Origin of the sequence: Bacillus sp. AFS031507 (assembly GCF_002584635.1) — a bacterium.
GTDB lineage: Bacteria > Bacillota > Bacilli > Bacillales > Cytobacillaceae > Neobacillus.
The window spans coordinates 1-13,610 of sequence record NZ_NUOW01000083.1; the positions used below are offsets into that span (position 1 = coordinate 1).

Sequence of the window (13,610 nt, forward strand, 5' to 3'; positions counted from 1 at the left end):
TATTGAGGGAGGTTAGTTGATTAAAGGGAATTTAAGGTTGGCAGAAGAATACATTTTTTCTAGGGAGATTTTCTTTTAATAGACATATAAAATCGAACGTATATAATATTACATGTAATCAAAAAGGAGGGGGCTATCATGGTTTACCAAGCAGATCAAACTCGATATGACAATATGAAATATAATCGAAGCGGACATTCCGGTCTTCAGCTCCCAGCCATATCACTGGGCTTATGGCATAATTTTGGTGGTGTTGATACATATGAAAATGGCCGTGCCATGCTTAGACGAGCATTCGATTTAGGTATTACACATTTTGACTTAGCTAATAATTATGGCCCACCTGCAGGATCAGCCGAAGAAATGTTTGGTAGGATGCTAAAAACAGATTTTGCTCCATACCGGGATGAAATGATCATTTCATCAAAAGCAGGGTATTATATGTGGCCAGGCCCTTATGGGGATTGGGGGTCAAGGAAATATCTCATTTCAAGTCTAGACCAAAGCCTAAAGCGAATGGGGTTGGATTATGTTGATATTTTCTATTCACATAGACCTGATCCAAACACGCCACTTGAAGAAACGATGGGGGCATTAGACTCAATTGTTCGCCAGGGTAAAGCATTATATGTTGGAATTTCAAGCTACAGTGCTGAACAAACAGATGAAGCAATCAAAATATTAAATCAATTAGGCACTCCTCTTGTCATTCATCAACCTAGCTATTCGATGCTGAATAGATGGATTGAAGATGGCTTGCAAGATGTTTTGCAGGAAAACGGTGTCGGATCGATCGCCTTTTGTCCATTAGCACAAGGATTGTTAACCAATAAATATTTGCATGGAATTCCTACTGATTCTAGGGCATCAAAATCAACAGGCGCATTGGGTACTGATCAAGTAACGGAAGTTGTAATTAATCGTGTCCAGCAGTTAAATGTAGTCGCTGTAGAACGTGGTCAAAACCTGGCACAAATGGCCCTAGCATGGGTATTAAGAGGTGGTAAAGTTACATCCGCTCTGATCGGTGCAAGCCGTGTAAGCCAAATTGAAGAAAACGTTGCAGCATTAAATAACCTAGCTTTCTCTGAAGAAGAATTGAATCGTATTGAAGATATCCTAAAAAGCTAAAACTCAAGTAGCCTGCCTGATGCATCAAGGCAGGCTTTTTTGTGCCTTAATGCGTTAATCTGATATGCAATTGTATCTATTTTGGAGTGTATAAACCCAATTTATAAATTTGATTTACATGATAATCAACTGAATTGAATTGAGTATGTGAAGAATTATACTTAAACAAACCGGTGCAAGAGTGAAATAAAGCAACGCAATCGCGTTGCTTATTTTATTTAAAAATACTTTCTATATAATTCCTGCCTGATACTTCCTCTTTTCACGATTATCCAGATATCGTTTTAACCAAATTTCGCAGCGGATAATTAAAATAAACCTTTATCCCACCTCTTTACTATCAGTGAGTTGAAGAGAAGGCTTAAATAAGTAAAAGCCGTAATTCCAAAAAACCTTGTATTTTTTACTTGCTCAAAATGTTGCCTCAGCAGGATAGCCTCGTTGTTCCCAGTATCCTTGAATACGAGTGGATGCAAATTCAACACGATTTACCCATTTGATAGATTTGTACCCATACATTTTTGGCACCACCAATCGAAGCGGAAAACCTTGTTCGACGCGAAGCGGCTGATTGTCCATCTTATAAGCTAGAAGAACATCGGATTCCATCGCTTCTTTAAGGGATAAACTTTCTGTATAGACCCCATCAGCAGAATAGAAGGTGATGAATGAAGCTTCTGAAGTGGGTTTTACCAATGAAACAAGCTCGCGGATGTGAATTCCTTCCCATTCCACATCCGTTACCGTCCATCCCGTAACGCATTGGAAATTTTTGATCTGTTTTGTAACAGGTAAAGACGTCAATTGATCCAAGGTAATGGATTTTTTAGTAGTTACTAGACCGTCAATTTTCAACTGGTACTTGTTGAGCGAGACCTTTGGATAGTTGTCTGTCACAGTAAAATATTCCGGAAACACATGTATCCCCGGTCTCGAATCTGTTGATACATTGTCGCGTGTAGTGAAGAGCTTCGAGAAAGGAGTCATTGAAATTGCACCAATCACTAATCCTGAAAATCCCCATCGCAGAAATTGTCTGCGTTCTGAATCCATTTTTTTCGTCACGTGTGTTTGGAGATATTGTGTTCCGGTTGCTTTGAAGAAACCATGCAAGATAAACCAAATTCCTAAAAGATAAGACAAATTCCCATGCCAAGCGAAGGCAGCCTCTCTTATGCTTGCGGGAAACCAATTGACCTTCCACAAAGAAAATCCAGTTAAAACGATTGCTGTACCAAAAAATATTGGCATAAACCAATCGACTTTTCGTATGCGGTTCACCTTTGGCAACTTCTTCACAATAGGAGAAAATAACGAAAGAAAAAAAACGATTCCAAAGAAAATATGAGCATCATAAAGGAAGAATAGATACCGTATCAGCCTTACATGAAAAAATGGGATATAAAGAGCAAGTCCTGTTACCATGAGAACTAAAAAGGATACAATGGAATAATGGTGTAGCCATACATAATATTTCGTCCATTTCCCATGAGGAAACCATTTCTTCATTTTTCCCCCTCGCAATCATTAGTATTTTGTTGAATTATAGCATGGAAAACTTAATAAAGTCTTAAAGCATTCTCCAATAAATTTGCTCCCATGGTCTTTTATATCTGGTATCCATCTTATTCCTATGGTTTTATTTCATCTAAAGCAAAAAACTATAAAATTAAGCTAACATTTAATACTTTTTTCTTCTTCAAGTAACGGGGGCAAGAGTGTAATAAAGCACATTTGAGGTGCAAACATTGCAAATCACATCATCACTAATATCAATGGAATTCTCTAATTAAATAACAATAATAAACGCAGAGAAGGGATAGCTTAATCGCTATCCCTTCATCTTAATTTCACTATCTAATCCCGTTGGTTGAAGAAAGTTGTTGTCTGTTTTTATTAAGTGTCTTCGTCGCTTTTGTACTCCAAAATATCACCTGGTTGACAATCTAAAGTCTTACATATCGCTTCTAAAGTTGATAAACGAACCGCTTTTGCTTTCCCATTTTTCAGAATGGAAAGATTCGCCATCGTAATCCCAACCCTCTCCGAAAGCTCCGTTACGCTCATTTTTCGTTTTGCTAACATCACATCTATATTAATAATAATTGCCATATTCTCCACCTTAGACCGTTAAATCATTTTCTGATTTTATATTAATAGCTTCTTGTAAAAGTCTTTGGAGAACAGCAGCAAAAACGGCGATCACCATAGAGGCGAAAATAATGACCAATCCGATTGGTATGAAACTTGGCGGGTCAACTCTTTCCGCCATGAGATAGTAGAGTGGCATACCTAGCAGGTACAAGGTACTGATCGTGATGGCACAGTATTTTATTTTATTTAAAGCCTTTACCGATAATTCCGAGAACGCTTGGTTCTTATCAATGTAGCTTAAAAGTTTAAAAGCTTGATACAGAGCAAAGTAAAAAGGTATCGCTGCCGCATAAATATCGATTAAAACGAGAGATTTCATATAAGCAATATCTGGATACAATTCTCCAGCAAAATTCCCGATCTTAGGCACCAAAAATATGCACAATGCAAGAACTGGGATTCCTATAAAAATAACAGCTAGCTTTAAAAAGAGTGTCGTAACTTGTTTCATAAAAAGCACCTCGCATATTTAATGATAACATGATTTTATCATATTATTTATCGATTTACAATAAAATCGTATTGTTTTTTATTATATTATTATTGTTATTTAAATATGCTTTTAATTTTGACAAAATAAAAAGCAATTCTCATTACAAAGAATTGCTCTTACATTAAAATGTTAAATTTACAACTTGTTCAACAAAACTTCCAAATAGTTTAATAAAGTAAATCAACAACGAAAGATAACAGAACCTACTTAAAATAAATAATATCCTTCATCGTAAATTGTTTAGCTGGTGAAGCTGCGGCGATCCCCTTTTTATATTGTGCTAACGGAGCAGGTTAGGAAGAAGGAATCGTGATTTTAATGTAGAATATTTCTCTGAGGAGTGATTCTATGGATATATGATTTTCGTTTGTTTTAGACACAGATGTACCAACTGGACCAGAATATTATGGATCTTATATGAATGGTTATAGAACAGGTAATTTAAATATTTATATAGATGAAAAATTATTTTTCGAAGAACCATTTACCAACCTAGCAGAACTAGGATGGAAACTGGGCAAATGGTTACAAAAGATTCGTAGTAGTGTTAGAGAGAATATGGACTTTGATACCATTGACCATGACGAGGCTATAATCAACTTTCTATATGAGGGTGAAGATAATTGGAGAATTTATTCAATTTGGTAAGAGTTTGAAACAGACAAATACATTTCCACAACTGTATTAGTAGAAGCTGTAACACATTATCTTCACGAATTGAATAAGGAACTTCACTCAATTGATTACTTTGTTACTCTGGATAAGGACCTTTAGTAAGTAATATCAAAGGAGTGAGGAAGGTAAAATGAATCAATCCTATTTTTATTTAAAACTAGAAACACATCAATTACATATGTCTTATAAAAATGAAAAACGTCGCGTGCGTGTTTTATTACCGAAAAATTATGATAAAGATGAGGCTAAAAATTATCCAGTTGTCTATATGCATGATGGACAAAATGTTTTCTACAGTAGTGAAGCTTATAGCGGGTATTCATGGAAAGTTATTCATGCAATTAAACAAAACCCCGATTTTCCGAAGATGATTGTTGTTGGGATAGATAACGCTGAACAAGATCGAATTAATGAATATACTCCTTGGAAAATTACTGAAAGTCCACTTCCTGAAGATATTGAACTAGGCGGAAGAGGCGCGGAGTTTGCTGAGTTTGTCATGACAGTCGTGAAGCCGTTTATCGATAAGCATTACCGAACTAAATCGGATAAATATCATACAGCGATGATTGGCAGTTCACTTGGAGGAAATATTTCGGCTTTTATGGGTATTGAATATAAAGATCAAATTGGTGGTTTAGGCATTTTTTCTTTAGCCAATTGGATTACAAGTAAAGCCTTTGACAGTTATATTGCTAGAAAAGAGTTGGATCCTGAACAACGCGTGTACATTCAAGTTGGGACTCAGGAAGGCGATGATGCCGATCGACAATTGATGTATGGTAATATGAAGCAGGCATATATCGATTGCTCGCTTAAGTATTATAAACAACTGATAAAAGGCTCTGTTCCAATTGATAGCATTCGTTTAAATATTTTTGCGGATGAAGAACATAATGAAAAATCTTGGGCAAAACACTTGCCAGAATGTTTACGTTTCTTAAGTGAGAAGTGGTCTTGAATGAACTGAATAATTATATTTGACTGAATTTGATCATGGGAGGAATCTTTCACTTTTTTTGAATATTTTTGGAAGTTTAGATTGATTAAATTGGAATAATTGTACCTTAGTCGTGAAAATAATGAATTTTTTGATTCTGAGAAAGGAGCTTTTTTTATGAATTATATTTTGATATCACCATATTATCCAAGTAATTTTCAGTCATTTGCTCATCGTTTAAAAGACGCAGGTGTCAATGTTTTAGGAATTGGCGAAGAGCCATATGACCAATTAGGTTCCGAATTACAAAACTCTTTAACAGAATATTATCGTGTGAATAATTTAGAAGATGTAGATGAAGTGAAACGGGCTGTTGCATTTTTATTTTATAAACATGGTCCAATTGACCGCATTGAATCCAATAACGAATACTGGTTAGAACTTGATGCTCAGTTGCGTGAGCAATTTAACGTGTACGGCAATAAAACGAATGACTTGAAAAAAGTTAAGTATAAATCTGAAATGAAGAAGCTGTTTAAAAATGCAGATGTGCCTGTTGTAGAAGGAAGAATCGTTAAAACTAAAACGGAGTTATCTAAAGCCATTGATGAATTAGGACTGCCAGTTATCGCTAAACCGGATAATGGAGTTGGATCAGCTGCAACCTTTAAATTAAGTTCAGAAGAGGCTGTACGTCATTTTGAAGAAGAATGGGGAGAAGCACAAGTGTACTTCTTAGAACCATATGTCGAAGGAGGCGTGCTTTGTACATTTGATGGTTTAGTGGATCAGAAAGGGAACATTGTTTTCCAAACAAGCTTTACATATAATGTGCCAACTCTGGAACTCGTTAATGGTCAGTTGGATTTAGCTTATGTGATTCAAAAAGAAATTGATCCAAAGCTCGAAACTTATGGAAAGGCGATTGTGAAAGCTTTTGGCATGAAAGAACGCTTTTTCCATATTGAGTTTTTTAAATTAGAAAATGGGGATTATGTTGCACTTGAATACAATAACCGCTTGGCTGGCGGCTACACGATTGATATGTACAATTTCGCGTACTCCATTGATTTATTTGCTCAGTATGCTTCTCTTGTGACTGGAGGAGAATTTAAGAAGTCCGATGCCAAAAACAAGTTTTGTGTCGGTGTAACACAGCGTGATGCGTATGAGTATAAACATGATACGAATGCTATTTATGAACGATTTGGCGACCGTGTGAAGTTTGAACAGCGCATGCCAGATGCGTTTGCGGAACTCCAAGGAAATCAATTTTATGCGATTAATGCAGATTCGCAGGAAGAAGTGGATGATATTATCCGTTTTGTACATGAACGAAAAAATTTGGGAAAGGAGATTTTTCTATGCATATAGAACAGTTAAACCATTGGAGTGGCGAATTAGGACGTGAAATGCTGTTAAACAGATATGGACACAGTGGCATGCCAATCGTAGTTTTTCCTTCATCTGGAGGGACGCATTCTGAATACTATGATTTTGGAATGATTGATGTGTGTCATGACTTTATTGAATCCGGAAAAGTTCAATTTTTTACATTGGCTAGTATAGATAACGAAAGTTGGCTGCACGACTCAAAACCAGCGCATGACCGTGCATTAGCTCATGAGGCATATGACCGTTATGTGATTTCAGAAGCTATTCCATTTATTAAACATAAAACAGGTTGGTTTGAGCCAATGATGACAACGGGGTGTAGTATGGGGGCATATCATGCGTTGAACTTTTTCTTGAGACATCCGGATGTCTTCCAAACAACCGTTGCACTAAGCGGTGTTTACGATGTGCGTTTCTTTTTTGGGGATTACGGAAATGATCCGCTTGTATACGAAAATTCACCGAGTGATTACATATGGAATCAAAATGACGGCTGGTTTATTGATCGCTATCGTTCAGCAGATATCATTATTTGTACCGGGCTGGGTGATTGGGAACAGGATGGGCTGCCTTCATACTATACATTAAAAGAAGCCTTTGAAGAAAAACAAATTCCAACTTGGTTTGATGAGTGGGGCGAAGATGTTTCGCATGATTGGATTTGGTGGCGACGCCAAATGCCGTATTATTTAGGAAAATTACTTTAATAAAATGTCAAAAAAACATCAGTACGGTTGAGTCGCTGGTGTTTTTTGACACGGGATTTTTTGATTTTTAGGTAATAAATAATTGATGTCGTATTGAGACAATAACAAGTTCAACTCTCCCTAAAAATTCTTTTTTTCTGGAATTATTGACCGGATTATCGAAATCGAAAGGGCAGCTCTTAATAGCTAAAGGAGAAGGAGACTAGAATAAGTATGTATAAATATAGCAGAAAGATAATTTTAAAGGGATGTAGGAAATGGAGAAAACAGAAAAGTACCACAGAGCTTTTGGTGTATATGGTATTTGTTTTGAAAATGGGAATCTTTTAGTAATAAACAAGAATGGTGGACCATACATAAATCTTATGACCTTCCAGGAGGAAGTTTAGAAGAACCAGAGAGTTTAACAATTGCAGTGAAAAGAGAGTTTCTTGAAGAAACTGGTTTCGAATGAGAAAGTTTGTTGAGAAAAATCAAAAAATAGGACGAAAATATTTTTAGTCTTCCGCAAGCCGGCGCGATTCTTTATCAGGGTTCGCTTTCTTTATTGAGTTAAACAATAGGCGGCAGCGGCTGCGGGCCATTTTCTTGAATAACACTCAATAAGGAAATTGGATATTTATGTTAAAGTATATAAAAGATTTTGAAAAAGTGTACTCAAGCTAATGAAGCAGTTATCTGAAAAAAACAACGTATTTTTTGTATTGATTTAATGGTACTAAACGAGGTGAAATTTGTAAAATCAATTCAAAAGGAGGAAGGTAGAGTGTCAAATGAAACAAAGAGTTACATTGACTATCCAATGGCAAAAATTCCAGGAGGAGAAATAGATTTAAGAGACGATAGAATAAAAAGCAAATGGAAAGCTGAAATAAGACCGTTTCTTCTTGGCAGGTATCCTGTAACTATGAGTCTGTACTATGCTATTACAAATAAATCACCTAATTCTTTTGACGGAGAGCTAAAACCGGTTGTGAATATTTCTTGGAATGATGCAATTTCTTTTTGTAATCTACTATCACAGAAAGCTGGACTAAAAGAGTGTTATTCTATAAGTAATAATGGTGAAAACATTATTTGTGATTGGGAATCAGACGGCTATCGACTTCCTTCAGAAGCAGAGTGGCAATATGCATGTAAAGCAGGGACTACTAGTTATAGATACGGAGAGCTTGATAAGATTGCCTGGTATAATGAAAATTCAGGAGGCAAAATCCATGAAATAGGAAGAAAGGAACCGAATGCATGGGGTCTGTATGATATGTTAGGGAATGTTTGGGAGTGGTGTTGGGATTTATATGATGAACAAGTGTACGGCTCCTACCGAATTTTTAGAGGTGGTAGCTGGGCTGAAGAGGCTAGGGGTTGTGGGGCAACGTGTCGTCGTCGTAGCCATCCGTCATTTTGCATAGAAGACCTTGGAATACGTCTTGCCCAGTCTTTTTAAACAAACAAGCCAACTTTCGAGGTTTTACAGCTCAACGAACGGAGATCATTAGTGCAAGAAAATAACCTAATTTTTAAATAAAATGTATTAGAGATTGTGAAAGTTTCTACTTAAACTATAGGGGAATAATAAATAAATAGAACAACAGAATTTATCAATTGTTTTTCGACCATTTTACAAATACAAGTTTTATTGCAGAAAAGGATGGGCAAATTGTAGGTTTTCTTATTGGATTTCTCTCACATTCCGAATCAAATGAGTCATATAATCTATTTCCCGAAATCAGGATGGACCCCAACAAAATGAGTTTAACAAGAGTTGTTTAAAGTCAAAATAAAAAAAGCTTGGATTAAATTTTCCTAAGCTCATCTATACAAGAATTATTGTAAAATTAACTCTCTATTCGTTCGACTTGTATCATAATTTTGGTGACGTAATGTTCCTTATGATTCATTACAACTGTATCATAAATATACTCTTCAAAAACATAATCTCCTAAGCCTAAATTTAAACGTTCCATCTCTGAAAAAAGTCGCTTATATGTTTTATGTATTGTTTTCTCATCTCCTATATGATATCCACTGAGAAAATCACCCTTAACACTTTTAAAATAGGGATATCCTTCCTTGGGATTCGGTTGCTCAATATATAAATAGCTATAATTAGTGAATTCTCCCTTTAATACTTGCTCCCGTTTCGTTATAACACCTATTGGATATCCTGTATCAAGTTGTGATACGTTCAATTCATTAATAAAATCTGAAACGACCTCTACAAATTCTTCATCGGTTATATTTTCAATATTTCTACTTAAATAAAGTGTTGCTTCTGGTAATTGTTCAAGCGTAACTTGATGAAAATCAAGGTGTGACGCTTCTTCCATTAATGCTATTTTTGCCTCGATAATTTTTTCCTTCGCTTCAATCTCCTGACGTTTTTTCATAATCTCTTCTTTTTTTTGATACATTAAAGACAAAAAACTTTCAGGCGATTTATTTTGCGTATATTGTTGAATAGCTTTTAGCGACATACCCAGATCCTTTAATAAATCAATAACAAAGAATAGATCTATCTGGCGAATTGAATAATAACGGTACCCTTTTTCATTTTTGAATACCGGAGACAAAAGCCCTATTTGATCGTAAAAAAAAAGTGTTTGTTTGTTTACTTTGCAAAGCTTCGCGAATTCACCTGTAGTTAAATATTTTCCCTTTTTTTTATTCATTTTTTACAGCTCCACCCTTGACTATATAGTTACTATATACACTAGGATGAAAATTGTAAACAAATGAAAACAATACAAGTAAGTTTGCGGGGAATTAGTTTTGTTAAGGAGAATGTAAAAGATGAAGACTCATAAAGTCACCCTGGGATTATTATTACTAAATTTATTCATTGCCTTTTTGGGAATTGGTCTTGTAATTCCAGTCTTACCTACGCTGATGAATGAACTAGGCATTACTGGAACCACAGTTGGTTATTTAACAGCAGCGTTTGCAATTGCTCAATTGATTGTTTCACCATTTGCAGGGAAAGCAGCGGATAAATTCGGCAGAAAAATTATGATAGTAATTGGCTTATTTATTTTCGGCATCTCAGAATTTTTATTTGGGATCGGCAGAGAAATCGAAATGTTATTTATTTCTCGTATTCTAGGAGGAGTTAGTGCTGCATTCATTATGCCAGCTGTTACAGCATTTATTGCTGATATTACAAATCTTGATACTCGTCCTAAAGCACTCGGTTATATGTCAGCTGCAATTAGTACAGGATTTATTATTGGTCCTGGTATTGGTGGATTTTTAGCGGAATATGGAACACATATACCATTCTTCTTTGCAGGAGCACTTGGTACAATTGCGGCTATACTTTCTATTATTTTATTATCTGAGCCGAATCGTAAAGAAGATAATAATGAACAAGTCTCAGATGATAAGATTGGCCTCAAACGTATTATTGCACCAAAATATTTCCTTGCGTTTATTTTAATTTTTATTGCCTCGTTTGGTTTAGCAGCTTTTGAATCGTTCTTTAGTCTATTTGTGGACCACAAATTTCAATTTAATCCATCCGATATAGCCATTGTTATCACAGGTGGTGCAATTTTTGGTGCAGTTTCACAAGTCATATTATTTGATAGACTTACACGAATTTGGGGTGAAATTAAACTGATTCGATACAGCTTAATATTATCAGCCATACTTGTCTTTTTAATGACAGTTGTTCATTCATATTTCTCTATTTTACTTGTTACATTTATTGTTTTTGTAGGATTCGATTTATTCCGACCAGCAGTTACTTCTTACCTTTCAAATATCGCCGGGAACGAACAAGGTTTCGTTGGTGGAATGAACTCTATGTTTACAAGTTTAGCGAACATTAGTGGACCAATTCTAGGGGGTATATTATTTGATATAGATATTAACAGCCCTTACTACCTTGCGACTGTGATACTAGCTCTGGGAATAGTTATAACATTATTCTGGAAGAAGCCAGCAAATCATTCTTCTAACGAAGTGAGGGCTAGTGTAGCTAATTAATTAAACTGAAATAAAGACGACTAGTGTGAAACATTGTACTTAAACTAAAGGGTGCAAGAGTTTAAAAAGGGGTTGTTGAGACAACTCCCTTTTTTGTTGAACTAACGTGGCAGGTTAGTTAAAGAAGAAATAGAAAAATATGGTTGACATATTTTAGATCACATAATAATATTAAGAAAATTTCAAATATTAAAACGCAGTGACTGGGAGTTTTAAGGAATGTTTATTGTTTAGAGAGCTGTCGGTTGGTGAAAGACAGTCAATAAAGTCCCCAACTCAACCACGAGTGGTGAGACTGATATGTGGTCTTAACGGTTGACATCCGTAATCAGTTATAAAGTGGATTTGTTTAATAAGCAAATCAAAAAGAGTCGTACCACGAAGATAAATCCTATCGTCTCTTATGAGATGGTAGGCTTTTTATTTTAAACAATAGTTTCAACAAGGAGGAATATTTTATGGGAACAGTTTATTCATCGATACTTCCAAACCACATAGAATTTATAAGAAAGCAACGAATTTTTTTCGTTGGTTCAGCACCTCTTTTAGAAGACGGACATGTTAACATTTCCCCAAAAGGTCATGATGTAATGCAGATATTTTCTCCAACAGAAGTCGCTTATTTAGATTTAACTGGTAGTGGAAATGAAACAAGTGCACATTTAAAAGATAACGGTAGAATAACATTTATGTTCATAGCTTTTGAAGGTCCCCCGATGATTTTGCGACTTTATGGAAAAGGTAAAGTGATATTACCTGGTACACCTGAATGGGATGATATGTCAAAGCATTTTGACATCCTTCCTGGTACTCGACAAATTATTCATGTAGAGATAGAAACGGTAAAAACATCATGTGGATTTAGTGTGCCATTTTATTCATACAATGGTGAACGAGATACTCTTCAACAGTGGGCTGCTAATAAAAGCGAAGAAGATTTAGAAGAATACCGTAAAAAGAAAAATTCTATAAGTATGGATGGGATAGTTACACCTATAGGAGATAATATAACTAAAAGTTCTTGTTAAACTACCATGAAAATAACTTTCTTCATGATTAGAAAAATGACAATGCTTAAGAAGACCCTGCTCAATCCTAAAAAAAAAAGAGGAGAGCGATAATTAATAAGTCTATGGATTAGGGTTGACTGGATAAAGGTCAGTAACAGTATTGACACTTCCTAACCATTTTCATTCTCTGTGGTGCAGCACTCATTTTGTGCTGCATGGATGGCTAACGGGTGCTTATGTTAAACAAAGGGTCGCTCCGGCGACTTTTTTTCTTTTTCCACTAACGGAGCAGGTTACTTGAATATGGATGGGTAAAAATATGCGATACCAAAATAGGTATTGTATTTTTTTATAACTGATATTCACCTCTTTCGTGTTTTTGCCTATACAAATTCTAATGTCACTAATATAAATAGTGTAATCTTTATGAAAGAAAGGAAGGAGAATAATGGGAGTTGAACCACATAAAGCACAACAGTCAGTTTTTATGGCTGCTGCCACCACTTCACAAGAAGTGGGTCCTGCAGACATTAAACAAATTATGTATCCAGATCAAATACTTGATTTGAACAATGAATATAACCCAGGTACATCGACATTTGAGCCAAAACAAGATGGAGTATATTTTATAATAGCAAGACTTGCTTATGTTCCTGATGTTGGTACAAATTATAGTGTGAAGATGTTTATCATTATTAACGATGAAAATGTAGCAGCTACTGATAATGATTTTATTGGTGCACCATTGACAAATAATAATCATGTGAGTGTTTCTACTATAACCCAATTATCTAAGGGTGATAGAGTACAAATTTTTGCCCAAGCTATCACTGATGGTAATACTGATCCTGACCCATCTCTCACGCATTTTGAAGCAATTAGATTCCCATTATGAATGTAAATGAATAAGTTCAATATAAAATAATTATTAACTTTGGTGGCTAAAGTACACTTTTATTAAACTAAAGGGCTTGAGTTTAGGAAGATAAGGCTGTTGCCCGCAGCGTTTTTCTTATGATATAATTTTTTTCTTCTTCAACTAAGGGTGCAAGAGTTTAAGATCGAGCTGCCAAATTGGTGGCTTTTTTCTTATTGAATTAAAGGGGCAGCATTCCTGT

13 protein-coding genes, 2 pseudogenes and 1 other annotated feature are annotated in these 13,610 nt (G+C 35.4%); of the genes and pseudogenes, 11 read left to right on the forward strand and 4 right to left on the reverse strand.

Annotated features, from left to right (window positions below):
* Positions 1-138 precede the first annotated feature (138 nt).
* Complete coding sequence (gene mgrA / locus COE25_RS29470; RefSeq protein ID WP_098935174.1) at positions 139-1,131, forward strand: L-glyceraldehyde 3-phosphate reductase; 993 nt, start codon at positions 139-141, stop codon at positions 1,129-1,131.
* Between the two features lie 411 nt (positions 1,132-1,542).
* On the opposite strand, the gene COE25_RS29475 is transcribed toward mgrA, so the two are convergent.
* The 3 genes from COE25_RS29475 to COE25_RS29485 all read right to left on the reverse strand — a co-directional run bounded on the left by COE25_RS29475 (position 1,543) and on the right by COE25_RS29485 (position 3,736).
* A complete protein-coding gene (locus COE25_RS29475; protein ID WP_098935175.1) occupies positions 1,543-2,640 on the reverse strand; it encodes a molybdopterin-dependent oxidoreductase in 1,098 nt (365 codons plus the stop codon).
* Between the two features lie 387 nt (positions 2,641-3,027).
* A complete protein-coding gene (locus COE25_RS29480) occupies positions 3,028-3,243 on the reverse strand; it encodes a helix-turn-helix domain-containing protein (RefSeq protein WP_088087392.1) in 216 nt (71 codons plus the stop codon).
* Between the two features lie 10 nt (positions 3,244-3,253).
* Entirely contained in the window at positions 3,254-3,736 is a 483-nt protein-coding gene (locus COE25_RS29485) for a DUF2975 domain-containing protein (RefSeq protein ID WP_098935176.1), read from the reverse strand.
* Between the two features lie 459 nt (positions 3,737-4,195).
* On the opposite strand from COE25_RS29485, the gene COE25_RS29490 reads away from it, so the two are divergent.
* From COE25_RS29490 to COE25_RS32040, 7 genes and pseudogenes are all read left to right on the forward strand, one after another.
* Positions 4,196-4,426, forward strand: coding sequence for a DUF7878 domain-containing protein (locus COE25_RS29490; protein ID WP_098935177.1), 231 nt, complete (start codon positions 4,196-4,198; stop codon positions 4,424-4,426).
* 157 nt (positions 4,427-4,583) lie between these two features.
* Positions 4,584-5,414, forward strand: a complete 831-nt coding sequence (locus COE25_RS29495) for an alpha/beta hydrolase (RefSeq protein WP_098935178.1) — start codon at positions 4,584-4,586, stop codon at positions 5,412-5,414.
* Positions 5,415-5,570: 156 nt separating this feature from the next.
* Complete coding sequence (locus COE25_RS29500; protein ID WP_098935179.1) at positions 5,571-6,767, forward strand: ATP-grasp domain-containing protein; 1,197 nt, start codon at positions 5,571-5,573, stop codon at positions 6,765-6,767.
* Positions 6,758-7,495 (forward strand): esterase family protein, encoded by a 738-nt coding sequence (locus COE25_RS29505; protein WP_098935180.1) that lies wholly within the window; start codon positions 6,758-6,760, stop codon positions 7,493-7,495. Before COE25_RS29500 ends, COE25_RS29505 begins: the two co-directional genes overlap by 10 nt.
* 257 nt (positions 7,496-7,752) lie before the next feature.
* A pseudogene (locus tag COE25_RS29510) lies at positions 7,753-7,940 on the forward strand (NUDIX domain-containing protein); the annotation flags it as partial.
* Positions 7,941-8,297: 357 nt separating this feature from the next.
* Positions 8,298-8,942, forward strand: a complete 645-nt coding sequence (locus COE25_RS29515; RefSeq protein ID WP_180247663.1) for a formylglycine-generating enzyme family protein — start codon at positions 8,298-8,300, stop codon at positions 8,940-8,942.
* Positions 8,943-9,097: 155 nt separating this feature from the next.
* A pseudogene (locus tag COE25_RS32040) lies at positions 9,098-9,188 on the forward strand (GNAT family N-acetyltransferase); the annotation flags it as partial.
* Positions 9,189-9,333: 145 nt separating this feature from the next.
* Here the strand turns inward: COE25_RS32040 and COE25_RS29525 are convergent.
* Entirely contained in the window at positions 9,334-10,167 is an 834-nt protein-coding gene (locus COE25_RS29525) for a MerR family transcriptional regulator (protein ID WP_098935182.1), read from the reverse strand.
* A 121-nt stretch (positions 10,168-10,288) separates the two neighbouring features.
* On the opposite strand from COE25_RS29525, the gene norA reads away from it, so the two are divergent.
* From norA to COE25_RS29540, 3 genes are all read left to right on the forward strand, one after another.
* Positions 10,289-11,482: a multidrug efflux MFS transporter NorA gene (gene norA / locus COE25_RS29530; protein WP_098935183.1), complete on the forward strand. Its 1,194-nt coding sequence runs from the start codon at positions 10,289-10,291 to the stop codon at positions 11,480-11,482.
* Positions 11,483-11,672: 190 nt separating this feature from the next.
* Positions 11,673-11,887: a binding site (T-box leader), on the forward strand.
* Between the two features lie 53 nt (positions 11,888-11,940).
* Positions 11,941-12,510, forward strand: coding sequence for a pyridoxamine 5'-phosphate oxidase family protein (locus COE25_RS29535; protein WP_098935184.1), 570 nt, complete (start codon positions 11,941-11,943; stop codon positions 12,508-12,510).
* Positions 12,511-12,940: 430 nt separating this feature from the next.
* The gene (locus COE25_RS29540; protein WP_098935185.1) at positions 12,941-13,387 is read left to right on the forward strand and encodes a C1q-like domain-containing protein; all 447 of its coding nucleotides are present in this window, start codon (positions 12,941-12,943) and stop codon (positions 13,385-13,387) included.
* The last annotated feature ends 223 nt before the right edge of the window (positions 13,388-13,610 follow it).

Coding starts and splice junctions, on each gene's coding strand:
- mgrA (WP_098935174.1), top strand. CDS start 139: ATGGTTTACCAAGCAGATCAAACTCGATATGACAATATGAAATATAAT.
- COE25_RS29475 (WP_098935175.1), bottom strand. CDS start 2,640: ATGAAGAAATGGTTTCCTCATGGGAAATGGACGAAATATTATGTATGG.
- COE25_RS29480 (WP_088087392.1), bottom strand. CDS start 3,243: ATGGCAATTATTATTAATATAGATGTGATGTTAGCAAAACGAAAAATG.
- COE25_RS29485 (WP_098935176.1), bottom strand. CDS start 3,736: ATGAAACAAGTTACGACACTCTTTTTAAAGCTAGCTGTTATTTTTATA.
- COE25_RS29490 (WP_098935177.1), top strand. CDS start 4,196: ATGAATGGTTATAGAACAGGTAATTTAAATATTTATATAGATGAAAAA.
- COE25_RS29495 (WP_098935178.1), top strand. CDS start 4,584: ATGAATCAATCCTATTTTTATTTAAAACTAGAAACACATCAATTACAT.
- COE25_RS29500 (WP_098935179.1), top strand. CDS start 5,571: ATGAATTATATTTTGATATCACCATATTATCCAAGTAATTTTCAGTCA.
- COE25_RS29505 (WP_098935180.1), top strand. CDS start 6,758: ATGCATATAGAACAGTTAAACCATTGGAGTGGCGAATTAGGACGTGAA.
- COE25_RS29515 (WP_180247663.1), top strand. CDS start 8,298: ATGGCAAAAATTCCAGGAGGAGAAATAGATTTAAGAGACGATAGAATA.
- COE25_RS29525 (WP_098935182.1), bottom strand. CDS start 10,167: ATGAATAAAAAAAAGGGAAAATATTTAACTACAGGTGAATTCGCGAAG.
- norA (WP_098935183.1), top strand. CDS start 10,289: ATGAAGACTCATAAAGTCACCCTGGGATTATTATTACTAAATTTATTC.
- COE25_RS29535 (WP_098935184.1), top strand. CDS start 11,941: ATGGGAACAGTTTATTCATCGATACTTCCAAACCACATAGAATTTATA.
- COE25_RS29540 (WP_098935185.1), top strand. CDS start 12,941: ATGGGAGTTGAACCACATAAAGCACAACAGTCAGTTTTTATGGCTGCT.